Here is a 24,802-nt window from a genome sequence, read left to right as displayed (position 1 = left end):
CGTATCTTTGAAAAGATTAAGCTTTATCCGGTTGAATACATTAATTTACGCATGTGAATTAAAAAGTGCCGGAAAACTTTGTCAATTAGAAAAACAAATGGTACTTTTGCCGAAATTATATTTTGGATAATTATGTTTGCAGTTGTAAAAATCGCAGGTCAGCAATTTAAAGTACAAAAAGACCAGGAAATTTTTGTACAGCAGTTACAAGGAAATATCGGAGATAACGTGGAGTTTTCTGATGTACTGTTGACAGATAACGCTGGTAAGCTGACAGTTGGCACTGATGTAAAATCAGTAGTAAAAGCTCAGATCTTAGGGCATGTTCAGGGCGACAAAGTAATCGCTTTCAAAATGAAGAGAAGAAAAGGCTTCAGAAAGAAAGTTGGTCACCGCACCCATTTCACTAAGATTAAAATCAATGAGATCGCTTAATTTGTACGTTAAGTGATTCATATTTATTTAGACATAAGTTTTTTAAAGTAATTATACAATGGCACATAAAAAAGGTGAAGGTAGTGTAAAGAACGGCCGTGACTCCCAAAGCAAAAGGCTGGGCGTTAAAATTTTCGGTGGTCAACCTGCTATTTCTGGTAACATCATTGTACGCCAGAGAGGTACAGTTTACCATCCAGGTTCAAATGTAGGCATTGGTAAAGATTTTACCATTTTCGCAGTTGCAGACGGTGTAGTTGAATTCAGAAAAGGTCGCGAAAACAAAACCTACGTTTCTGTTAAAGCATTTGACACCACTGCTCAGGCTGAAGCCTAATCAGTGTTTGCCATAAAGTTTTTTTATACCCAATTATTTTTTACTAACCCAAATTCAAAAAACAATGGCAACAATTAAAAAAGCGGCTGCTAAAAAAGCTGCGCCTAAAAAGAAAGCTGCTGCTAAGAAAGCAACTGCTAAAAAAGCTGCACCTAAAAAAGCTGCTGCTAAAAAAGCAACCGCTAAGAAAGCTGCTCCTAAAAAAGCCGCTGCTAAAAAAGCAACCGCTAAGAAAGCTGCTCCTAAAAAAGCTGCTGCTAAAAAAGCAACTGCTAAGAAAGCTGCTCCTAAAAAAGCTGCTGCTAAGAAAGCTGCTCCTAAAAAGAAAGCTGCTGCTAAAAAAGCAACCGCTAAGAAAGCTGCTCCTAAAAAAGCTGCTGCTAAGAAAGCTGCTCCTAAAAAGAAAGCTGCTGCTAAAAAAGCCGCTCCTAAAAAGAAAGCTGCTCCTAAAAAGAAAGCTACAGCACCTGCTGCTCCATCAGCACCTGCTGCTCCAGCTAACTAAGATCGGAATTACAAAATGTAGTTATAAGGGTCCTGATGCTTACATCAGGACCTTTTTCTTTTCCTCCCCCTCTCCAAACAATACTCACCATATACTTTGCAACGCACGGCCTTCACTGTGTAGAGACGAGAAAAAAAACCATAACTTTATCCCTATGGACAACTATGCAATAGCAGATAATTTCGCCCTGCTCTCCAAACTGATGGATATCCATGGCGAAAACAGTTTTAAAGCAAAATCTTTCGCCTCCGCGGCTTTCACTATAGAAAAATTACCCGCTCAACTGAAAGAAACTCCCCGTGACCAGATATTTAAAATCAAAGGCATCGGCGACTCTACAGGAAAAGCAATCGTAGAAATGCTGGACACCCAGCAATTCGGCCTCCTCGACCACTACATCCAGATCACCCCTCCGGGTATCCTCGAAATCATGAAGATCAAAGGCCTGGGACCCAAAAAAATAGCCACCATCTGGAAAGAACTGGAAGTAGAATCCATGGGTGAACTGCTATATGCCTGCAATGAAAACAGACTTTTACTCCTGAAAGGCTTCGGCCAGAAAACACAGGATAGCGTAAAACAAAACATAGAATTCTATCTCTCCAATAAACACAGGTTCCTGTACGCGGAAGTAGCACAAATCGGCAACGATCTGGAAAAACAACTCAAAGGCATCTTTGATCCAGCTCCAGTATCCGCTACCAGCGCTTTCAGACGCAATGCTGTTATCATTGATGAAATTGAATTCCTCATCGCAGCCACCGCAGAAAACATTCAGCAACAGCTTTCCCTGCTGCCTGGATTCAAACTGACTTCCGTTACTGATAGTAATGCAATATGGAGTTATGAAGAGAAATACAAAATCATTACCCATGCCTGCACACCTGCTACCTTCCCTGCACAGCTGTTCCTGACCACCGGCGCCACTGCCTTTATAGATAAATTCATGGCAGCAGGCGGTAATGCCTGCATTGAGGGCGCTCAAAGCGAAGAAGAAATTTTTGATCGTGCAGACATGGCCTTCATAGCACCATGCTTACGGGAAGGCATAAACGAAATTGAACAGGCTCGCAGCCGCAACCTGCCGGCACTCATCCAGCCAGGTGATATCAAAGGCATTATCCACTCACACAGCCAGTGGAGCGATGGCCTCTATACGCTCGAAGAAATGGCCGTTGCCGCTCAGAAACAAGGATTTGAATACCTCGTTATCAGCGACCACTCCCGCTCTGCCTTCTATGCCAATGGCCTCGATGCCGATCGCGTACTGGCCCAGCAATCACAGGTAGATGAACTCAATACTAAAATGGCGCCTTTCCGCATTTTTAAAAGCATTGAAGCCGATATCCTCAACGATGGTAGCCTCGACTATCCAGATGAAATCCTGGCGACATTCGACCTCGTTATCGCTTCGGTGCACTCTAACCTGAAAATGACGGAAGAAAAAGCCATGGCACGATTACTGAAAGCCATCGAAAATCCTTATACAACAATACTGGGACATATGACCGGCCGACTACTCCTGAGTCGTAATGGCTACCCTGTTGATCACAAAAAAATTATCGATGCCTGCGCCGCCAACCAGGTGGTGATCGAACTCAATGCACATCCACGCCGACTAGATATCGACTGGACCTGGCTGCATTATGCCATCGAAAAAAATGTACTCATCTCCATCGATCCGGATGCTCACAGTGTAGAAGGATTCAGCGATATTTATTATGGTACGCTGGCCGCGCAAAAAGGTGGTATTACCAAGACAAACAATCTGAGTAGTTTTACTGTTGATCAACTGAATGCATATTTGCATGACAGGAAAAAACACAAAAATCTGATCTCATGATACTCTTAGCCCTGGCTGTGGCACCAGGATTGGCAATCTCTATGCTTATCTATGCCCTCGACAAATATGATCGTGAACCGATAGGGCTATTATTAAAATGCTTTTTGCTGGGGATGGTATGTATAATCCTTCCCCTTACATTTCAGGCACTGGCAATGCAGGCAGGCTTCAGCGAAAACGGCGGAAGTCTGTTAAGCACTGCTTTTTTCGCTTATGGCATTGTTGGTGTATCTGAAGAATTAGCGAAATTCCTGGTGCTATACTTTTATGCATATCCCAAAAAAAGTTTCAATGAGCCTTTTGATGGAATTGTATACTCAGTGATGATTGGGATGGGATTTGCAACCCTGGAAAACATCGCATATGTAGGGCAATTTGGGTATGGAACAGGCGTAGCACGCATGTTCCTCTCTGTGCCGGCACATGCTGCCTTTGCCGTTTTGATGGGTTATTATGTAGGACTCGCCAAATTTGTACCGCAGAAACGAAACCATCTGCTTCAGAAAGGCCTTGGCATTGCTATATTCTTCCATGGTACCTATGATTTCTTTCTATTTACTGGCAACAGTATACTATTGCTCGGCGCGGCCATTGTTACGTTATTCTTCGCGATAAGAAATGCCGTCAGAGCTATTAAAAAAGATCAGGCATTATCTAAAAAGCTCCATGAAAACGACTTCTTCAACGATAATCATCAACAGGAAGAACAACCCTGATAATGCCTTCCCATCGCTGTCTGCGCATAATTACGTAATTTGAGCCTTCAACGATGCTCAAATGAAACTCATTTACATTTACGACGCTCTCTGTGGCTGGTGCTATGGCTTTACACCAGTAGTGCAGCAATTACAACAGCTCAGACCTGAAATGGAATTTGAAGTACTCTCCGGCGGTATGATCCTTGGTGCTAATAAAAGACCATGGTCAGCGATGCATGCCTATATCATGCAGGCACATAAGTCGGTGGAGGATACTACCGGTGTTAAGTTTGGAGAGGCTTTCCTGAATGGGTTGCTGACTTCTTCCGAAAAAATGGATTCTGAAATACCAGGTATTGCACTGACAGTTTTTAAAACATATCAGCCTGAAAAAGCGCTGGACTTTGCGCATGATATGCAGGTAGCGTTGAATTACAATGGTGAAAACCTGAGTGAGGATGAAACTTACCGCAAGCTGGTAGAAAAATATAATATTCCAGCTGAAGAATTTCTGCAAAAGCTGCATGATGAAAGTTTCCGGTATGAGACGCAGCAAGAGTTCCAGATGATCCAGAACTGGGGCATTACCGGCTTTCCGGCGGCTATCCTGGACCTTGGCAATGGTGGCCAGCTGTATCTCTGTGCAAAAGGTTATACCTCACTGGACAGATTACAACAAACCATCGAAAACATTATCGCAGAAAGTAAAAGACAACAATAAACGATGCTTCAAACAAGAAAAGGAACTATAGCTGATAGCGAGACTATCAGGGCGTTGGCAGAAAAAATATGGCCGCCTACTTATGGTGCGATACTATCGCCAGAGCAGATGATTTACATGTTAGACTTTATGTATAGCAAGACTTCATTGGAAAACCAGATGCATGGACGTCACCATGAGTTTATCATTTTGGAGAATGATGGCAAGGCCATTGGTTATGCTGCTTACAGTACTACTGAATTGCCTGCGATATACAAATTGCATAAGCTCTATCTCGACCCTGAATGCCAAGGCCTGGGCGCTGGCAAATTTCTGCTGAATACTGTTGAAACTACCGTTAAAGCAAAAGGTGCTGATATCCTGGAACTGGATGTAAATCGCTTTAATAAAGCAAAGCAATTTTATGAAAAACAAGGCTATGCTGTCATTAAAGAAAAAAATACAGCGATCGGAAATGGTTATCTGATGGAAGATTTTGTGATGCAGAAACCATTATAAAGCGAGATGTTATGAGGTAACCTCATTAGATAAAATGAAACCAAATGCTCGGAAATAGGGACTTTTATAGTTATTTCCATAAAAAAGCCCGGTAAGGATATACCAGGCTTATTCCCAAGTTAACCATTAAAAGACACAACTCTTTATTAAGTTATTTAAGTATCGTTCTACAGTCAGTTGTTTTTAAAATTCTTCCCTGGAAATCTTTGCTGGTGGATTCATAGCAAAGGAGATGGTCCGGGGTTTGCAATAGAAACATCATCATTAATTGCGATTGAACCTTTTCAAGGAACTTCCATGCTTGTCAGGTTTAATCAGGAAATGATCTTATAACATGGAGCAATCGTTTGTCTGAATCAAGTATACGACCTTTACATGCTAATAGAATTTAAAGGGGCTGACCTGGTAGCAAGAGGTCTACTCAGTCACCCCCTCAAGGAGATGAGCACAACTATTAAGGACTTCACTCATCAATAATTTTGACAATCTTTTACAGCTTTGACAAGCACGAAAGAAAGAACTATGGTTTTTGTTTTTTCGGATAGGATATAGTAAAAGCGATTAATAAACATTGGAAGAAAACTGCAGCTCCTCTCAACCCCTTGCTGCCACGCATTCTTGTCTGCCTGTCTTCATAATCATATACGCTGATTAATATCTCCCTGGATTTCCTATCTGGCTAAAATTTCATATATTTTATTATATAATTTATTTCATCTATCTATATCAATTTTATATATAAAAAAATTCCCGCATAGAAAAACTATGCGGGAACGTAGGTGCTTGAATGCGTATATCGGTTAATAAATCAAGCCATATTTATTTTGCTGACAACATAGTACCATCTTCTGTATCATCATCATGGATGATGGCAACAGCCTTGTTCAGTTTAGCATCTGGTGCAATCTTCAGTACGCCTGCATTTCCAGCGGCTTTAGCATCACGGAGTTTTACGATTACGAGTGCATCATCTTCCTTAATACGGTCATTTACCAATGCCACCTGGATGTCTGTTTCGCTGAATGCGCAATCACCAGTGATTTTCACCATGTCGCCGTTCATGATCACGTAGTCTTTACCGTAAACTGCTGTAGAAGCTGAATCCACGCCAAAGAAGATATTGATATCGCTACCAGTACAGTTAGTTTGTACGGTTTGATCTGCTGCTTTTACGAGGATAGCTTTAAACATACTTACCGGTGCAGTAGCAGATTCGTTAGCATCTGTCAGTTTTACGAGGGTAATATATGCTGGCTGATCCTGGATGTACTGAGAAGCAGAGATAGAAGTAACATCGCCGTTATAACCAACGATAGCTTCGTTTTCAGCTTTGATTTCGCTCAATACCAGGACTACTGTTTCTGCCAGTTCATAACGGTTATCATCTTTAACTTTTACGTTCAGGTTAGCAGTAGAAGCGCCGCTGTCGATGGCAAATGGTGCTTTGATACTGTTCACGAAATCGGAGCCAGGTAAAGCGGTACCGTTACCAAACTTGTAAGTTAAACGCACTGGTTTAGAAGTAGCGTTGATCAACGGTGTTCCATCTCTCTTAAACAGGCCAACGGAGAAAACGACGTCAGTTGCAGGTTCTGCACCATTGCTACCGCCGGTAAATTTCACCATTGCAGGTTGATCGAGGATAGTTACTTCACCTTTTGATTTAGTAAGATAGAGATCTGATGCATCCATGATTTCTACGTGGAAAGTTTCTTTTCCTTCCAGCAGGTTATCACTTTTTACAGGGATCTGAATAGTTTTAGAGATGATGGCTCCAGCTGCAAACTCGCTAGGCACAAAGGAAATGGTACCTTCTGTCTGATCGAAATCACCAACAGTTGCTCCACCTTTGTGGCCTACTGTTTTGTAGTGAACGTTAACGGGTGTACGAACACCGTTGTTGCGAAGGAATCCGGAGAGGGTGATAGTCAACGATGCGTTTGACAAACCGTTTAAAGGCTCAGAAACTGCGATATCATTGATTGATACACCATGGCTAACTTTAATGATACGGTTACCATCTTCGTCGCCACCGCCAGCAGCAATGATTTCGCCGGAAGGACTCATCAGCAGCGTAGCGAGGGAAGTTTTGGCATCATATTTACCCAGTTGTTTATCGAACATCAGTTCACCATCTGGAGAGAATTTCTCCAGGCGATAACCGTCTTTTGCTACCACGCAGATTTCATCATCTTCGGTGAGTAACAGGTGGCTGAATACGCCGCCAACAGTTTTATTGATCACTTCTGCTCCATCTGGCTGGAGTTTCACGATTTTACCAGTGCTGGCAGAAGGGTTACCACCTGCTGCTACTACTTTACCGTTTTTACCTACTTCCAGGGAATACAGGGCTGCATCTACTTCTTTGTTGAACAGCTCTGTTCCATCGGGACGTAATTTTACGATACGACCTTTATCTTTTTCTTCAGCGCAGGCGAAGATTTGTCCGAGGTCATTCACACGTATCTCGTTGAATTTACCATCTACAATACTGTATTCTTTATCGAATACTACCTGGCCTTCTGTATTTACTTTAGCAATACGGCTGGCATTACCAGTACCATAAGCACCACCACCCATTGCGAGTACGGCGCCATCTTCCAGCAACAGCATTTTTTCAAATACAGCGCCTGGTTTACCAAAACTCAGCTCATATTGTTTTTCTCCTTTGCCATCTACTTTCACCATAAAGGCTTTACCCTGGCCATCTCCTACATCACCACCAATAGCGATAATGTTTTCATCTTCATCGATCAGCACATTATTGAATACGTTGTGCGAACCAAATGCTTTATCAAATTCAATTTTACCATCAGGAGCCATTTTGGTGATACGTGCCTGTGCAGGCTTGCTACCATCCACCCCCACGGTAATATAGTTACCATGACGATCGGTAATTACTTTTGTAAAGTAGCCACCCTGGCCATTTCCAATAGATTTATCAAAGATAACCTCACCTGTGGCCGACAGTTTGGTTATGCGTGCATTACCATATGCGATTGTACCACCACCTACTGCAATCAATTCATTTTTTGGCAGCAGCAGCATGTCCTGGTAAGCAACCAGTCCGCCTTTATTCAGTTTGGCATTATAAATAAGGTTTCCGGTAGCGGACAATTTTGTGATACAACCATTATCTGATCCACCACCGATAGCAACAATAGAGTTATTATCTCCAATAGCCAGCTTCTTGTACTGGTTCTTGGGACCACTGAAACTCTTGTTGAACACTACTGGCATTTCCTGGGCAATAGCCTGTGAGCCGACGGCCAGGAAAAGCACTAATGAAGCAATCTTGTTCATTTCTGTAATTTTGATATACGCTAAAAATTATTACTTACAATATTTTCACTTCACATCTCCGGTTCACCCCCTGCAACTGGATAAACATTTCCCTATCGTGGTCGAGCGAAAAACCTCCTGCTACCCATACTGGTTTTGTAGAGCCGAAGTAGCTGATCCTGATTTTTTCAGGATCTACGCCCCTGCTTTTCAGACATTCCTGGATATAAACGGCCCTGTTTTTAGATAGGGAGAGATTATACTTTTCGGTACCAATGATGTCTGTATGCCCGCTGATCAGGATCAGTCTTTCCGGATGAATTTTCCACAGGTGGAAGATAGAATCCAGTTTTTTCCATTCCTGGTCCATGGGTACATAGGAGTTCAGGTCGAAATAGATGATACCTGGCATACGCAGCAGCATATTGGCTGCGCGAATAATGCTATCCATTTTCGTATCTGCGATATGGTTAGCTTTCTGCCATGCGATCACATCGGGATTGGTGGCCACGATTTTTTTCGTATCTGCGTTAGCGTAAGCTCCGTTTTGCCAGTCCAGCTGTTCAGGATTACTGTTTACTGGTCTGTCGGGAGCCGCGGCGGCATTGGTTTTGGTGATTGCGGCGGCAGCAGCGGCTTGCGGTGTACCTGCCTGGTACTGCCATGAAATCATTTCCGGAGAGCTGTTGGCGGCGCTGTTGCCATAGTCAATAGTAGTACGGCTATCCACTACTGAGGGAGTATTAGCGACTGCTTTAGCTGATGGCGCAGGCTGAAATGGTTCATTTGAAATAGCGTTATCGTAGCGGGTGTCTCCAGTAATCGTTTCCTGACGGCGGGAATCCGTCTGTATCACGGCAAGGGATTTATCGCTATGGTTGGCGGTATCGGGATAGGATATGCCTACTTGTTTCAAAGGATCGTTGGCCAGGCTCAATACATAGATATGATCATTATCGTGCACACCTGATCTGTCAGATGTAAAATAGAGCAACCTCTTAGTATCATCCAGTACAGGGTTCAGGTCATCGAACTGTGTATTTACCGGGAAAGGCAAATGTTCGGCTCCCTTAGCCTGATTATTTATATCGATAACAAATATATCCAGTCCGCCGAATCCTTCCAATCCGTTAGAAGAGAAGAATAATTTGTTTGCGGATATAAAAGGATACAACTCGTTTCCGTTGGTATTTACGTTAGGACCCATATTTACCGGTGCTTTCCACCGTTTTTCTGTTGCATCCCAGTCGGTATAGTAGATATCAGTTCCACCAAAACCTCCTGGCATATCGGATGCAAAGTACAAACGTTTACCGTCAGGAGCAACTGAAGGATGTAATATGGATGCCGAAATATTATTTTTTCCGATTAAAACCGGGAATGGTTTGCTCCAGGAATTGTGCTCCGCCTGGAATGTAGCGAATAGCAGCTGTGTTCCGTTGCTGTTATTGATAAACCCATTTTTTTCGTTCCTGACATCAGAAAACTTGTTAGAGGTATAAATTACCTTTTGTCCATTGTCATAGAAAGATGCCGGCCCTATCTGTAAAACTCCTCTGAGGCTGTTGTTAAACGGTGTTACCCCTTCTTCTGAAAGGATATAGAGTTTTGAGTTCGTATATAGTGATTGTGCATCTTTTTTCTTCACATCATTGGAAAGAAAAACGATATTCTCTTTATATAAAGCCAGTCCATACTGATAACCCGGCAGATTTAAGCGCAGGCTATCTACATGGGTACCTTCTTCTACGGTACGGTTAAAGAAACCGTAGTAGTTATCCAGTGACTGGGAGATATTCTTGAAGCGGGTATCTTCCTTATAATCTTTCTGGTACTGGTCTGTAATTTCTTTGGCCTTGTTTACTCTACCGGTACGTTTGAGCAGGTCCAAATAGTTAGTAACGTCGCTGGCTGCGATGTCGGGGCCGGGTTTGTAGAGCACCTCATCGTAGAGACTGATGGTTTTTTCGAACTGGCGGGTTTCATAGTAAATTCTTGCCAGCTGGAGTTTTGCCTTACGGGTTACATTTTCATTACCGCCATTATTCAGTACAGCATTGCAGAGGGAAATGGCATGCTCGTAATCCTGACGTTTGTAAAGACGTTCTGCGCGGTTAACCTTCGACATATCGCCGAAAGCACTGCTGCCGGAGTCTTTCACAAAAGAACATGATGCAAAGAGAATAACGGCACCCTGGAATAGTATATAGGACGTAATTGGCTTCGTTGGCATACAATCATGTTTATAATTAGAAATAGCGGGGAGCTACGACTTTCCATTTAGACCATGCAAAGCGGTAGTTCACCATTAACTCATGTGATACAGACTGTGCGCCTTTAAGATTGGATTGCATAGGAGTATCATAGGAGTAGCCTATCTGTAAATTTTTAGTTGCCTGGACCTGGACAATCCCCGTCAGCGTTTTTTCAGAACGCCAGGAAGCACCCAGCCAGATAAGGTTTTTCAACAGTACATTCGTATTAATATCATAAGCAAAACCATTGCCTGTTACCTGACGTAACAAGATGTTAGGCTTCACTTTCACGTTGTCATTGATAGTCCATAGATAGCCTGTTTGCAGATAGTAATGCGCTTTGGCTTCTACCTTATTCACTTTGCCTCCCAGGTCAAAACTCTGGAAAGTAGGCGAAGAAATGCCAATGAAAAAGTGATCAGTAAACAACATCAAACCAAATCCAACGTCGGTTTTCCAATAACTCTGGTTCTGCGCAAACACAGGATCAGTAGTGGATAACTGACTGTTATCTTCTCTGAACTGTGCCATCCCCCCTTTCAAACCCAGCGCTATATACGTCTTTTCGTTGAGTTTTACACGTTGAGAAACGTTGAAGTTTACCTGTGTCTGAGAATTGACAGTGATCTTTTCATTCACCAGTGATACCCCAAAACTCGTATTGGTGGCTTTAATAGGTGTATAAAAAGATGCTGTCAATGTTTTAGGAGCACCTTCCACTCCTACCCATTGGTTACGACCAACTGCGGTAAGACTGGAAGATTCGTCCATACTTGGATAAGCCGGGTTGATCATCATCCCGTTAAACATATACTGAGAGTAGATGGGCTCCTGCTGTGCAAATACTTTTGTTATGCAGCAGCAGCAAAGCACAAGTATACTTCCTGTTTTAATTATAAAGTTGCGCATAGGGTTCAACTTTTCAGATTATCGTTTAATAACAATGAAGCCAGTAACATGCTGCTCTTTACTATCTACCCAAATTCTGATATTGTAGAAGTAAGAACCATCCGGAACATCACTACCTGATGCACCACCAGTATTGGATTTTCCGTCAAAGTTGTTGGACTTGTTATCGTAATTATTAGTTCTGTAAACAACGCCACCCCAACGGTTGAAGATCACGACTTCATTCTTAGGATATTTCTCGATGTTTTCGATGTACATACGATCGTTTCCTTTACCGTCATTATTTGGAGAGATAGCAGGATGTACGCGTACCCAGCCGCCATTGTTGTTTGTATAGCGACCATCTGTTGTCCATCTTTCAACGGAATCAGGTACACCGTCACCATCAGAATCCAGGTCGAGGAAGTTTGGAATACCATCGCCATCCGTATCATCGTCAAATGGATCCCCATTCTTATTGATATCTTCCTCTGCGTTGGTGAGGCCATCGCCGTCGGTATCACATTCGCCACACATAGGATCATCGTTCAGGATAATACCCAATGCTTTGGATGGTTCTCCCAGCGTAGGTACGTGAGTGTTAGTAGGTACAGAAGCGCTGGTCATCTTCACAACGAAAGACTCATTTTGTTCGAAGGTAGTATCACCAATAATGGATACGGTAAACTCACCACTACCCTCAAACGGAGGAATAACGATCTGTTTGTTCTTCATCACGAAGTCTTCGCCAGGAGTGGCTTTGAAATCGAAGAATGGATAAGAAACACCCTCTGTAGCTTCTTCATAATCGAAGTTGATCGTTACCGCACGAGAGCTCTTATTACTCAGGTTCACGATAAACTTCAGCGGAGTGGTATCTCCCAGGTTGCCCTCTTTCACACTGTACTTATCCTTGGAGAAAGTCAGTACCAGCGGGTCATTATCTTCAATTACCACCGTAGCCTTGGTTTGAGAACCTTCCACATATAAAGGCGTACTGCTGGTACCTGCGTATGGCAGCAAGGTGGTGGTCAGGAATCCGTCTTCATCATTGATCGCATCATCAGAAGCGGTAATGGTGAAGTTATAATCGGTTTGCATAGCCGGCATCATTACCGTCAGGATATTACCGCTCACCGTACCCGGAACAACAGTACCTGTGCTGGCTTTGAAGGTACGCACCGCATCCTGATCTACCTGTATTCTCACAGGCACATCAATAGAAGCCATGTTTACAGAATGCAGGGTATAGGTAACCGGACTTCCTTCCGGCACCTTAGTAGCCGTGGTAACCAGGTTGATCTTCATGGTATCGTTATCCTTGATGATCATATCCGGCGGCGTTTGTGCCGAAATAGGCCAGGTAACGTTTACGAGGTTGCTGGTAATATTTTTCAATTGAAGCGAGATCGTACCATCTCCCTCAATTATATTATTATCTATAGGATCTACATTAATGATCACCTCATTTTGTCCTGCCGGGATAGTAGTAGTTCCGCTCAGTTTTTTGTAACGTACATCAGGCGTAGCATTACCACCCACTGTGTAATTTACCTGTACTGGCTGTACGGCTGACAAGAGATTATCAGTAAACCTTATTTTGAACTGACCCTGGATATCCGGCTCGCCGGCATCTTTGATTTTCTCTACCATCATTTCCCTCGCAGTAGCTTTAGCGCCAGTGGCATCACTTTCATCATCATGGATGGTCAGGTTCACGGTATCTTTAGTATCTACTTTAAAGTTGATTACTGTTGCGCCGCGGTTCATGGTAGCGGATTTCAAGGCAGCAGGCAGGAACTCATCTCCTTCTATCACGTGATTATCTATAACCGGTACCTGCACATCAGCACTGTTACTACCCACAGGGATGGTAACGGTAGTGGCTACACTGCCAATGTTAGTGGCACCAGGAACGGAGCCTACATATAAGGTAACATTCACAGGAGCCATTGCGGTGTAGTTCTGAGGTAGCTTCACCGTATAGGCGCCAACGGTAGCTGGTTCTCCTGCATCTTTATTTTTCAGGAGCTGCACCGCAGGTGCTGCTACATCCTTGATCACCACGGTAGGTATAGGCTGCAGGTCATATGCGAAGTAATGATCTGCATAGGTGCCGGCCAGTACCAGGTTGAGATCACCGGTAATGATGTTATTAGCGGTAGCATTCAGTGTATACGTTGCCGTATGTTCCCCTGCTGGTAATTTAAAGGTTGATGGTGATATACTATAATCGGCTGCACCAGCTTCTGAGTTGGCCGCTGGCGCCAGATTGATCACCACATCTTCACCGGCAACGATACTATCGGTTACGAAGCCGATCGTCATTTTTGAGTTGTTACCTTTCTGTAGGGAAGTACTGTCTATCGTCACTCTCATCTTCAGGTTGGCAGGCACTGTGCTGGTATAATCCACAATGGTCACATCCAGAGAGTCGCTGCTCATTCCAGGCCAGCCTACTGGTGTCGCTACGATCCTGTATAGCTCTGGCTTCTCAATAATATTATCTTTCAGTGCAGAGAATGCAAAGGAGAAGTCCGTTGATCCTGCAGGAATGGTTATAGTTGTTGGTAAACCATTTACGTCTGTGCTATCGGCTGTTGAATTGGAAGAAGATGCCAGGTATACCACGATGTCCTTGCTGGATGTTACATTCGGTGCAAGCGAAACTGTTACGGTATAGCTACCACCTTCTGGCACCAGGTTTCCTGGCGTCACAGGTGTCAGCTTAATCTTACCGTTGTTAGGATCATCATGGGTTCTATCGAGGATGGTTACTTTGGTAGCATCTACCGGTAAGTTCACATCTCCTGTAGTTCCATTCACGATCAACAATTCATCATCTTCCAGGATAAAGTCTGACAGCGCTTTCACCTCTGCGCTGGCAGTACCTTTGTTAGACAATGCCGGGATCGTAATCTTGGCAGGTAATGCGTCGTAATCATTGGTATCGGCAGTGCTGGTGATATCTCTGCTTAAAGTCACGGTATAATCCTTACCGGCTTTCCAGTTGTTTTCAAACTTAGCAGATAACAATGCGCCGATAGGATTACCCTCATTTATTATATCAGGAGTAGACTCCAGTATGATACGCGCAGGATATTGCAAGTCGGTGATATCGAAATGAGTGGCTGCCATCGCAAAGCTGGAAATACCATCTGTTGCGGTGTAGCCAATATTCAACGTTTCGGTGCCTTCCACCAGATCATCTGCAACTATAGACAAGGCTATTGTAGTATCCTTGTTGTAGACGAAAGAAGTAGGCAAAGTATAGTCGTCTACGTTAGTAGCCGTACCTGTAGTTGTTAAATTCACCTGGATTGGCACTTCGGTGGTAATACCTGCCGGGAGTGTAACTTTCAGGGCCATCGCATCACCTTCTTTTACAGGAGAAGTTTTATCTGGCGCTACGGTCAGGGTCAGGTTAGCACTAATATTGCGAGTAGCGTCCTTAATCGTCAGCGGCACTTCATTAATACTATATTCTCCGGAGGTACCAGTAAGCACGTATGTTTCATCCGCTTCCAGGATATTATCCGTTTCTGCTTTGATCTGGTTGGTAAATGTTTTGGTATTTACGCCAGCAGGCAGTGTAACCGTAGGCGTGGCAAAAGAAAGATCTCCTATGCTGGCGGTAGACGCAGCGCCTCTTCCCAGCGTGATTACAATCGGTGACCTTGACTGCATGTTACCTTCAAGCGTTACAGTAATATCACCTGACTGGCCTTCTGTCAAGGTGCTGACATTGCTGGTAATCTTGATGATATTGGAACCTGGGCGTTTAATAGTACTATCCTGAACAGTGATGGTTGCAGCAGTGGCAGTGAGCGCCGCATCTATTGGCGTTCCCTGCACCACGATAGTACCGCCATCTCCCAGCATATCATTCCTGAATGCCTGTACGGTAAATGGTACAGCAGCATTTGCATCTTTCTTAATAATTAACTGTGCTGGCAAGGTAGTATGGCAAGTGTCATCCAATGTGGAAGTACCGGCCTTAATAATATTCACCGGAATATCATTGCCTGCTATCCAGTTATTTGGCAGCTTCACAGACAAAGCAGAAGAGAAGCCTTCCAGGATATTATCCGGATACGCCGTAATTTCTAGCGTTACAGGATATTGCTGGTCTATGATGTCCGCATCTACTACAGGGGTGGTGTAAGTAAGTCCAGTAGCATCCGTAGTAGCGCCTGTCAGTTTGATAGTTTCAGTTCCTTCAACCAGGTTATCTGTTAAGGTAGTAACGGTCAAGGTTACACTATTTCCGGAAGAGAAGGAAACAGTTACAGGAACGGTATAATCGCCGGTAGCACTGTTAGTCGCAGTTCCGGAGGTAGTAATATTTAATGTAATTGGAATTTCTGTGGTAACTCCTGCCGGTAACGCATACACGTAATCTTGTGTAGCGCCCTCATTCAATTGCTGTTTAGCAGCCGGCGTAACCGTCAGTTCTCTGTTTGTTGATTTTCTTCTGGTAAGATCATTAATCGTCAGGGTTGCATCTGCAATACTGTAGGCAGTGCCAGCGTCTCCGGCAATGGTCAGCGCTTCGTCGTTTTCGATGATGTCATCTGCGCCAGCGCTTACAATATCTTCCAGTGTAGTATAGGTGTTAGATTTTGCTGGAAGTGAAATAGTCGTTTTAAGGAGACTATAATCAGTTGTCGCCGCCGCGGAAGGTTTAGCAGCAAGAGCGATATCAATAGCTGTTGCAGATGTTACACCTGCTGGCAGTGAGATAGTAAATTTAGTTGCTGCACCTTCATCGATAGTAGCCGAAGCTGGCGCAATTGTGATTACATTACTACCCGGACTTGTTACGCGGGTATTGTCTGTAATAGTGAATGGTAGCGGACTTCCAACCGTGATATTAGGATCACTGCTGCTGATGCCAACCGTAGCACTGATGTCGTCATTTAATACCAGGTTTGTACCTGCAGTAATATAGACTGTGTTAGATACTTTTCCATTAGCAGGAATAGTAACAGTGGCAGCGGTAGTTGCTCTTCCTGACTGAGCAGGATCTGTAGTAGCAATGTTCACATTGAAGGTCATCGCAGCTGCTGTGATGAGTCCATCAGGAAGCTCCGCATAGAATGCCGCACCAGGTGTTTCTCCTTCTGTGATCGAGTTTTTATCGAGATGCAGGATTATTTTGTTAGCAGGAGGATAATCACCGTCGATAATAGTGAAGGTATTAGACGTTACGGTAAACACCTGCGACAGTGCATCTATGGCAGTAGCATCTAATACCACTGTTTCCGGCCCTTCGATAATACCATCTTTTATCAGCGACAGGTTGAATGTCCCTGAGTTACCGGTAAACTGCAAAGATGCAGGCAACAAAGTATAATCTATTGCAGAGGCAGTACCAGTATTAGCTTTTAAAGTAACCGTGATAGGTACTTCTGTAGTCACACCAGCAGGCAGGCTAACCGTCACCAATCCTGTATAATTCTCTACCAGTTTATCAGCAGCATCTGTTGTAAATGTCAGTTTAGTATAATTGCTGTTCAAGCGGGTAACATCTGTAACATTAATAGTTACCGCGTCAGCAGTCATATTCGTACCTGCATCTACGTTAGAAACCAATTTCTCAGTAGCCTCCAGGATCATATCAGTAGAAGCTACAAAAGTATTAGCCGCAGTAGTGATTTCCTGAGACATAGCCGGTATCACAAAAACGGAGTCATTCAACACATAATCATTTTCATGTGCCAATGTGGAGTTCACATCATCTCTGCTCAATTTCACCGTAATTGGTGTAGCAGATTTTACGTTTGCTGGCAAACTGATAGTAAACGCAGTTTGGCTTGCTTCCGCAACCGTGCTGCTCACTGGCGTAACAGTTACTTTATTACTTCCTGGAGTAGTCGTTCTGGTATCATCCAGGATTTGTAGCGCCGCGGTAGTTCCAGATTTAATATTAGCATCGGAAGTGCAAACCGCTTTAATGGTGAGCGTTACATCATCATTCAGTATGAGGTTGGCTGGCGCTTTGATAAATACCTTAGCTGATTGTTTACCCATAGCCGGGATAGAAATACTAGCCGGCAGTACATATCTGGTTGCATCATCTGGTGTACCAACAGATCCACTCAGTGCAAAAACAAGTTCATTCTGAGTAACAATATTATCAGGTAATTCTACCCAGAAACCAACGCCTGTAGCATCGCCTTCTTTAACACTGGTATTGTCGAGGTGCAGCACCAGGTCATGTGCTGGCGGATAATCTGCATCTATAATAGTAATTGTTTTCGGATCAACGGTGAAAGATTGCGCCAGGCCATCAACCGCCGTAGCATCTAGCACAATAGTTTCCGGCCCTTCCATCAGTCCGTCCGGTACTAAATACATATCAACAGTAGCTGCATGATCGGTGATGGTCACAGTAGCAGGCGTCAGTGTATAGTCGCTGGTTACCGTAGCCGTACCTGTATTTGGTTTCAATGTAACCGTAATCGGCACCTGTGTGGTCACTCCCGCTGGCAGTGATACCGTTACTTTTCCACTATAGCCTTCTATTAATTGGTCCGCTGGATCAGTAGTAAAATCTAATTTGGTATAATTCGTATTCTTACGCGTTTCATCTGTAATGCTAATCGTAAATGGATCAGCAGTAACGCCTGTACCTGTAACATTGGTCTGAAGGACCTCTGTATTTTCAAGTATCATATCCTGACTGGCAGTAAAAATATTACCAGTAGTCATACTGCTTGTTTGCGCAGGTAATACGAAAGTAGAATCCGTCAGTACATAATCATCACTGTGAGCAACGGTGGAATTCTGATCATCTCTATGCAGATTGATAGTGATTGGAGTAGCAGATTTCACATTTGCAGGCAGACTGATAGTGAAGTAAGTGCTTTGGTTTTCGGCCAAAGTACTACTACCTGGGGTTACAGTAATCTTATCACTCCCCGGAGCAGTAGTGCGGGTATCATCCTGAATCAGTAACTGCGCAGAGTTACCTGCTTTGATGTTAGCATCTGTAGTGCAGGTAGCCTTAATCGTCAGCGTTACATCATCATTCAGCATCAGGTTGCTGTTTGCTGATATATATATGATACCAGACTGCTTGGCATTTGCCGGAATAGTAATGGTAGTAGGTAATACATATCTTGTAGGATCATCAGGTGTTCCCACGGAGCCAGTCAAAGAGAAGTCCAATGCTTTTCCTGTAGCCAGGCCGTTAGGTAATTCTACCCAGAAGCCAGCACCAGTAGCATCTCCTTCTTTAACACTAGTCTTGTCCAAATGCAGAATCAGATCGCCGGATGGTGGATAATCTCCATCTTTCAATACCATAGTAGCAGTGGCAACGCTGAATGCAGAAGAAGTAGTATCGTGAACGGCAGCATTGAGGATGATGGTTTCATCACCTTCAATCAGACCATCAATAATAGTTTTAAGTGTCAGGTCTGTTGAATGACCTGTAAATGATACGGTAGTCGGCGTTAACGTATAGTCGTCACTGATAGTGGCAGTACCACCTGTTGATACCGTAACATTCAAAGGTATTTCCGTAGTGATACCATCAGGTAATGCCAGTGCAATGGTGGTATTATAACCTTCCACCAGCAAGGTAGGATCAGGTGTTACAAAATGTAATTTAAGGTTGTTTGTATTGTTACGGGTTGCATCCAGAATATTCAAGGCAATGTTACTTGCGGTGAATCCAGTCCCGGCATCTACGCTCATCGCCATCACTTCTGTCCCCTCCAGGATCTGATCTGTTTCAGCAGTAAATATCACTGGCGTAATAGTACCGTTAGTATGGGCAGGAATGACGAATACAGAATCCGTTAAAGTATAGTCAAGCGTACCAACCGTACATGCCGCATCATTTTTCTTCAGTCGTACCGTAATATCCGTTGCTGAGGTGATGTTTTGCGGCAGAGAAATAGTGAAACTTGTTTTATCACCTTCCGTTAATATAGATTGGCCAGGAGTAACTGTTATAGTATTACTGTTGGGAGATGTCCCCCTGGTATTATCCAGTATATTAATTTTTACATTGGTAGATGATGGTATATTATTATCTGTACAACTAGCCGTTACCGTTAGCGTCGCATTATCATTCAGTACAGTGTTTGCTGGCGCCAGGATGTATACTGGATCGGACTTTGTAGCACCTGCGGGAATTGTTACCTGTGCAGGCAAAGTGTATCTCGTTGCATCATTTGGCGTACCTACGGTACCATTCAGGTTGAAAGTAAAACTCTTACCTGCCACCAGACTACCTGGTAATTCAATCCAGAAAGCGGCGCCCACTGTTCCACCTTCGGTGATAGCAGTAGAATCGCAATGCAGGATTACATCTGTTGTCAGCGGATAGCTGGCATCTTTTATAGTAAGTGTATTCGGTGTAATTGTAAAGGTATTGGTAATACCATCTGTTGCTGAACCGCCCAGGATGATGGTTTCATCACCTTCAATCAGGTTGTCGGGCAGCAGATGCAGATGTGCAGTACCTGTGCCGTTGCTGCCAATGGTTACAGGAGTAGCCAACGTATAGTCGTCAGGGTTAGTAGCAGTACCAGTGGTTGTAAGCGTTACGGTAATATTATTATCGGTGGTAACGCCTGGAGGCAGCGACACCGTTAGGTCGCCTTCATAACCTTCATTGAGGACTGCCGCCGGATCTGGTGTTACGGAAATCTTCAGGTTATTAGGATCGTCTCTTGTTTTATCCTTGATTGTTACTACCTGGTTAACCGTTTTGGTTTTGCCCATTACTACAGCAGTAAACTGAATCGTTACTGGTTCATCATTTTCCAGGACCAGGTCCTTGCTGATAACCATAGAGAGATCTGTACCATTGGCAGTTATAGGAATAATAGCACTCTGGATAGGATCAAAATCGAGTCCCTGTATCGCTTTGTTTCCAGGGTCTGGCAATACAGCTGCGGAAACAGTGATAGGCTCTGAAGGTAATACGCCATCAGGCAGCTTAACGTGAATTATATGTGTGGTTTGTTCGTCTACCGTTGCTGTGGCAGCATCTACGGAGATGTCACTAGGCTCGTCGTCAACGATAGTATACTGGGTCGTTGTCTGGGTTCCCAACGCCACCAGGTTATCCGGAGAAGGAAGCAGTTCCAGGTTAATGGTTCTGTCGTATTCCAGTTTAGTATTTCCTTTGATAGTCAGACCTGGGAAATCAATCGTACGAGCAGTTTTAGAATAATCATTGGCAGGAATCCAGATACCAAAATGATCATAATCATAATCTGTTCCTTCCACAGCAGGATGCGCTTCGCCACCCGCAGCCGGGTTCACACGGAATGGCAGGTAAACAGGTTGTTTTAAGTTACCACCAGAGATGGTAAGTTTAAGTCCCTGTACAGGTGCGGTAGTATTTCCTTCTAGTCCGGATTGTGCGGCGGCTGCAAAGTTTACAGTTACCTCTGTATTACCATTATAATTATTAGTAGCCGATGTATCTACCGGCATAGGGTCAGTTGCAGTTGTTGATAAACTAGGATCATTTACATTATCATAACCAAAACGCAGCACAGTTCCTACAGAATATCCAGGAGTGGCTCCTGTGGCTGGCAACGCCACACTTACTCCCATACCTTTGTATTGTCCATCAGGATTGTAAGCGATAATACCATCAAGGTTTGTGGAAGACCCTAGTTTGAAACTCATTCTGTTGTAAGAATAAGAAGCAGTATAGGAACCAAATGTAGTATCTGCAATCCTAATCAGTTTACAGAAGTTGCCTGAATTTGATAATGGCCATGTAGCACCATCAGCCGCATTCCTGGCCATCCCCACCATCGTTGCACCGGTTGTCTTATCAGCATAACCGGTTTCATTCATGTTATTATATACATTCGATGTAACAGGATCGTCCTGTAAGGTGGTGTACTCAGATAGGAAAAGATAAGTGCTTGCTCCGTTATTGCCTTTAGCATAGGTAGTATACCTTACATCAAAATATTTCTTACCTAATACATATGAGAATACCTGACGTATTACCACTTTATAGGTAACGCCAGCACGTAAATAGTCAACATGACTGTAAACATATACCTGGAAAGGTTTGGCCGCAGAGCCATCACCTATCACCGGCAATATTTTATCCAGTTTAAAAGGTAAAGTATCAGAGTAATTGCTGGTTTTAGTATAAAAGCGCAGATATTGCTGGATACCCAATGTGAAAGGAGAATTTAAATCCCTTGCCGTTTCAACTTTATTATTTCTATAAACCTGAAAATCGTAATTAGTCCCATTTGGGGTGAGGACAATTTTGAGGTTTCCATCGGCGCCGCCGCCAGTAGGATTAATCACTACCTGCTGTGCAGATGCATTGAACACTGCTAATAATAAAACAGTCAACATCAATAGCCCCCTAAATACCCTAAGGAATGATTGAGGCATAGCAGTCTTGATATCTTTCGTAGGATAGGACAGGACTAACATATAAGTGTGTAAATTTCTATTTATACATATAGATTTTTAGTCAAAAATGATAAAACAGTCCTTTGTAAAACCCTATATGCGTATTCCGGTAATGGCTCCAAGTGGTAAACATTTGCTCATCAAATGCTGAAAAACCAACCACTTAATTGTATCATCTAATAATCTAAAATCTCAACGTGGAGATAACGTGCTCCGCGCATTTTGCAGCATTGGGAGAGATTTATATAATTAATCACATCTGAATCTATCTGTCTACTATAACTAAACAACTAATTATAAAATCATATATTTTAATTTACAAATTTATAAGATAATTTATATTTATTCAAATTAAATATTCATTAGAAAGACTTATAAGTCAGTAAAAGGTTATTGATACTAGGTTTAGGCCGGTTTAACTTTTTAATTATGGCATGAATTTATCTTGTGGAGATCCTTAAGTTAAGCAAACGCATCCATTGAAGTAAATAATGCTGGTATCCCAAACTTTAACGAAGAAATAGAAAAAGTCCTCAGTGAATATCTATGTAAAAAGAAAAAATAACCATAGATTTGCAAAAAAAGTAAGAATGTCTACTATTTCTAATTCTAACATCGACTTTAACCTGAAATATAAGGTAAAAGATATGTCCCTGGCTGACTGGGGTCGTAAAGAAATCGAACTGGCAGAAGCTGAAATGCCAGGTCTGATGTCTCTCCGTGAAGAGTATGGTGATTCTAAACCGCTGAAAGGTGCTCGTATCGCCGGTTGTCTGCATATGACTATCCAGACTGCCGTACTGATCGAAACACTCGTTCACCTGGGCGCTGAAGTTCGCTGGAGCTCTTGCAATATCTTCTCTACCCAAGATCACGCTGCTGCTGCTATCGCTGCTGCAGGCGTACCTGTTTTCGCCTGGAAAGGCCTTAACGAACAGGATTTTGACTGGTGCATTGAGCAAACACTGTTCTTCGGTGCTGCTGATCGCCCGTTAAACATGATCCTGGACGATGGTGGTGACCTGACCAACATGGTACTGGACCGCTACCCAGAACTGATCCAACACATCAAAGGTCTGAGTGAAGAAACTACTACCGGTGTTCACCGTCTCTATGAGCGCATGAAAAACGGTACTTTACCAATGCCTGCTATCAATATCAACGACTCCGTTACCAAATCCAAATTCGATAATAAATATGGTTGCCGCGAATCCTGCGTAGATGCTATCCGTCGTGCTACCGATGTTATGATCGCTGGTAAAGTAGCTGTTGTTGCTGGTTTCGGTGATGTTGGTAAAGGTTCCGCTGAATCTCTCCGTGGCGCTGGCGCTCGCGTTATCGTAACTGAAATCGACCCAATCTGCGCACTGCAGGCTGCTATGGAAGGTTATGAAGTGAAAAAAATGGTTGATGCTGTGAAAGAAGCAGACATCATCGTTACTACCACCGGTTGCCGCGATATCATCAACGGCGAACACTTCAAACTGATGAAAGATAAATGTATCGTGTCTAACATCGGTCACTTCGATATCGAAATCGATGTTGCATGGTTAAATAAAAACTACGGCAATACTAAAGTTGAAATCAAACCTCAGGTAGATAAATATACTATCGACGGTAAAGATATCATCCTCCTGGCTGAAGGTCGCCTCGTAAACCTGGGCTGCGCTACCGGTCACCCTTCTTTCGTAATGTCCAACTCATTCACCAACCAAACCCTGGCTCAGCTGGAACTCTGGTTGAATGCTGACAAATACGAAAACAAAGTATATGTACTGCCTAAACACCTGGATGAAAAAGTAGCCAGACTGCACCTGAAAAAAATCGGTGTTGAACTGGATACCCTGACCTCCGTTCAATCTGAATATCTCGGTATTCCAGTTGAAGGTCCATTCAAACCTGACTACTACAGATACTAATCTGTTTCAGATACTTTTTCTAAAAGAGATCAGCCTTTTCAGCTGGTCTCTTTTTTTATGCCAATATCTCACCTTATCCATCAACAAAGATTATAACCGAAAAAGAAAAAATACTGCACGCCAGCTTCAGCAGAAAAATTGCATACACCACCAATAAAAAATCAATAATTTTGCGGCATGACAAAGCTTAGTGTTAACATCAATAAGTTTGCAACACTGCGCAATGCTCGCGGTGGCAATCTCCCGGATATACTGAAAATAGCACAGGACTGCGAACGCTTCGGCGCAGACGGAATCACTGTGCATCCCCGCCCAGACGAACGACATATTCGCTACCAGGACGTGCTTGACCTGAAACCATTAGTGACCACTGAATTCAATATCGAAGGATATCCTTCCAAAGAATTCATGGACCTGGTTTTATCAGTTAAACCACACCAATGCACGCTGGTTCCGGATCCGCCAGATGCAATTACTTCTAATACCGGCTGGGATACTATCACCTATCAGTCACAACTTAAAGAGGTAATCGCTGACCTGAAAAAAGCAGGTATCCGCGTATCCATCTTCCTCAACCCGGAAGTAGCAATGGTTGCTGGAGCAAAATCCGCTGGCGCAGATCGCATAGAACTTTATACTGGCCCTTACGCTGAAGAATATACGAAAGCCAGAACGCAGCCACAAAATCTGCAGCTGTTCAACGACTATAAAAATACAGCGAAAGAAGCTACCGCTATCGGACTGGATATCAACGCCGGCCACGATCTCAACCTGGATAACCTCCGCTTCTTCAAACTGCATATCCCACAACTGAAAGAAGTTTCCATCGGGCATGCATTGGTTGCTGATGCTATCTATTTCGGCCTGGAAAATACTATCCAGCTGTATAAAAGACAGTTAGCAGATTAATATTCTATCTCATCTATACCAATAGGTACCGATGTCTTTTTTCTTCGTGGTAGCAATACCACTCGAAGCACAGAATAAATACCAATGACATCTTCGATG

13 protein-coding genes are annotated in these 24,802 nt (G+C 43.3%); 9 read left to right on the top strand and 4 right to left on the bottom strand.

The window, feature by feature from the left end:
• Positions 1 to 132: 132 nt before the first annotated feature.
• The 7 genes from rplU (at position 133) to ACE38W_RS04670 (ending at position 5,037) form a co-directional block, all read left to right on the top strand.
• Complete coding sequence (rplU, locus tag ACE38W_RS04700) at positions 133 to 435, top strand: 50S ribosomal protein L21 (RefSeq protein ID WP_375829098.1); 303 nt, start codon at positions 133 to 135, stop codon at positions 433 to 435.
• Positions 436 to 493: 58 nt separating this feature from the next.
• Positions 494 to 772 (top strand): 50S ribosomal protein L27, encoded by a 279-nt coding sequence (gene rpmA, locus ACE38W_RS04695; RefSeq protein ID WP_073076832.1) that lies wholly within the window; start codon positions 494 to 496, stop codon positions 770 to 772.
• A gap of 64 nt (positions 773 to 836) precedes the next feature.
• Entirely contained in the window at positions 837 to 1,277 is a 441-nt protein-coding gene (locus tag ACE38W_RS04690; protein ID WP_375829096.1) for a histone H1-like repetitive region-containing protein, read from the top strand.
• A gap of 154 nt (positions 1,278 to 1,431) precedes the next feature.
• The gene (locus ACE38W_RS04685) at positions 1,432 to 3,120 is read left to right on the top strand and encodes a helix-hairpin-helix domain-containing protein (protein WP_375829095.1); all 1,689 of its coding nucleotides are present in this window, start codon (positions 1,432 to 1,434) and stop codon (positions 3,118 to 3,120) included.
• The gene (locus ACE38W_RS04680) at positions 3,117 to 3,836 is read left to right on the top strand and encodes a PrsW family intramembrane metalloprotease (RefSeq protein WP_375829094.1); all 720 of its coding nucleotides are present in this window, start codon (positions 3,117 to 3,119) and stop codon (positions 3,834 to 3,836) included. Before ACE38W_RS04685 ends, ACE38W_RS04680 begins: the two co-directional genes overlap by 4 nt.
• A gap of 61 nt (positions 3,837 to 3,897) precedes the next feature.
• Positions 3,898 to 4,539, top strand: a complete 642-nt coding sequence (locus ACE38W_RS04675) for a DsbA family protein (protein WP_375829093.1) — start codon at positions 3,898 to 3,900, stop codon at positions 4,537 to 4,539.
• Between the two features lie 3 nt (positions 4,540 to 4,542).
• Complete coding sequence (locus ACE38W_RS04670; protein ID WP_375829092.1) at positions 4,543 to 5,037, top strand: GNAT family N-acetyltransferase; 495 nt, start codon at positions 4,543 to 4,545, stop codon at positions 5,035 to 5,037.
• Positions 5,038 to 5,856: 819 nt separating this feature from the next.
• On the opposite strand, the gene ACE38W_RS04665 is transcribed toward ACE38W_RS04670, so the two are convergent.
• The 4 genes from ACE38W_RS04665 to ACE38W_RS04650 are packed head-to-tail and all read right to left on the bottom strand — an operon-like array spanning position 5,857 to position 21,896.
• Complete coding sequence (locus ACE38W_RS04665; RefSeq protein WP_375829091.1) at positions 5,857 to 8,340, bottom strand: Calx-beta domain-containing protein; 2,484 nt, start codon at positions 8,338 to 8,340, stop codon at positions 5,857 to 5,859.
• 34 nt (positions 8,341 to 8,374) lie between these two features.
• Positions 8,375 to 10,552 (bottom strand): OmpA family protein, encoded by a 2,178-nt coding sequence (locus tag ACE38W_RS04660; protein WP_375829090.1) that lies wholly within the window; start codon positions 10,550 to 10,552, stop codon positions 8,375 to 8,377.
• Positions 10,553 to 10,568: 16 nt separating this feature from the next.
• Positions 10,569 to 11,483, bottom strand: coding sequence for a type IX secretion system membrane protein PorP/SprF (locus ACE38W_RS04655; protein WP_375829089.1), 915 nt, complete (start codon positions 11,481 to 11,483; stop codon positions 10,569 to 10,571).
• Positions 11,484 to 11,501: 18 nt separating this feature from the next.
• Positions 11,502 to 21,896 carry a Calx-beta domain-containing protein gene (locus ACE38W_RS04650; RefSeq protein ID WP_375829088.1) on the bottom strand — a complete coding sequence of 3,465 codons (10,395 nt, stop codon included), beginning with the start codon at positions 21,894 to 21,896 and terminating at the stop codon, positions 11,502 to 11,504.
• Between the two features lie 569 nt (positions 21,897 to 22,465).
• Here ACE38W_RS04650 and ahcY point away from each other — a divergent pair.
• Both ahcY and ACE38W_RS04640 read left to right on the top strand, forming a co-directional pair.
• On the top strand, positions 22,466 to 23,794 hold the full coding sequence (gene ahcY, locus ACE38W_RS04645; RefSeq protein ID WP_375829086.1) for an adenosylhomocysteinase: 1,329 nt from the start codon (positions 22,466 to 22,468) through the stop codon (positions 23,792 to 23,794).
• 177 nt (positions 23,795 to 23,971) lie between these two features.
• Positions 23,972 to 24,703 (top strand): pyridoxine 5'-phosphate synthase, encoded by a 732-nt coding sequence (locus tag ACE38W_RS04640; protein WP_375829085.1) that lies wholly within the window; start codon positions 23,972 to 23,974, stop codon positions 24,701 to 24,703.
• Positions 24,704 to 24,802: the final 99 nt, after the last annotated feature.

It is taken from the genome of Chitinophaga sp. Hz27 (assembly GCF_042263525.1).
Classification (GTDB): domain Bacteria; phylum Bacteroidota; class Bacteroidia; order Chitinophagales; family Chitinophagaceae; genus Chitinophaga.
This window is presented reverse-complemented; position numbering and strand designations above follow the sequence as displayed.

Bases quoted from the DNA above. Each gene is read 5' to 3' on its own strand.
- rplU (WP_375829098.1), top strand. From the start codon at position 133: ATGTTTGCAGTTGTAAAAATCGCAGGTCAGCAATTTAAAGTACAAAAA.
- rpmA (WP_073076832.1), top strand. From the start codon at position 494: ATGGCACATAAAAAAGGTGAAGGTAGTGTAAAGAACGGCCGTGACTCC.
- ACE38W_RS04690 (WP_375829096.1), top strand. From the start codon at position 837: ATGGCAACAATTAAAAAAGCGGCTGCTAAAAAAGCTGCGCCTAAAAAG.
- ACE38W_RS04685 (WP_375829095.1), top strand. From the start codon at position 1,432: ATGGACAACTATGCAATAGCAGATAATTTCGCCCTGCTCTCCAAACTG.
- ACE38W_RS04680 (WP_375829094.1), top strand. From the start codon at position 3,117: ATGATACTCTTAGCCCTGGCTGTGGCACCAGGATTGGCAATCTCTATG.
- ACE38W_RS04675 (WP_375829093.1), top strand. From the start codon at position 3,898: ATGAAACTCATTTACATTTACGACGCTCTCTGTGGCTGGTGCTATGGC.
- ACE38W_RS04670 (WP_375829092.1), top strand. From the start codon at position 4,543: ATGCTTCAAACAAGAAAAGGAACTATAGCTGATAGCGAGACTATCAGG.
- ACE38W_RS04665 (WP_375829091.1), bottom strand. From the start codon at position 8,340: ATGAACAAGATTGCTTCATTAGTGCTTTTCCTGGCCGTCGGCTCACAG.
- ACE38W_RS04660 (WP_375829090.1), bottom strand. From the start codon at position 10,552: ATGCCAACGAAGCCAATTACGTCCTATATACTATTCCAGGGTGCCGTT.
- ACE38W_RS04655 (WP_375829089.1), bottom strand. From the start codon at position 11,483: ATGCGCAACTTTATAATTAAAACAGGAAGTATACTTGTGCTTTGCTGC.
- ACE38W_RS04650 (WP_375829088.1), bottom strand. From the start codon at position 21,896: ATGTTAGTCCTGTCCTATCCTACGAAAGATATCAAGACTGCTATGCCT.
- ahcY (WP_375829086.1), top strand. From the start codon at position 22,466: ATGTCTACTATTTCTAATTCTAACATCGACTTTAACCTGAAATATAAG.
- ACE38W_RS04640 (WP_375829085.1), top strand. From the start codon at position 23,972: ATGACAAAGCTTAGTGTTAACATCAATAAGTTTGCAACACTGCGCAAT.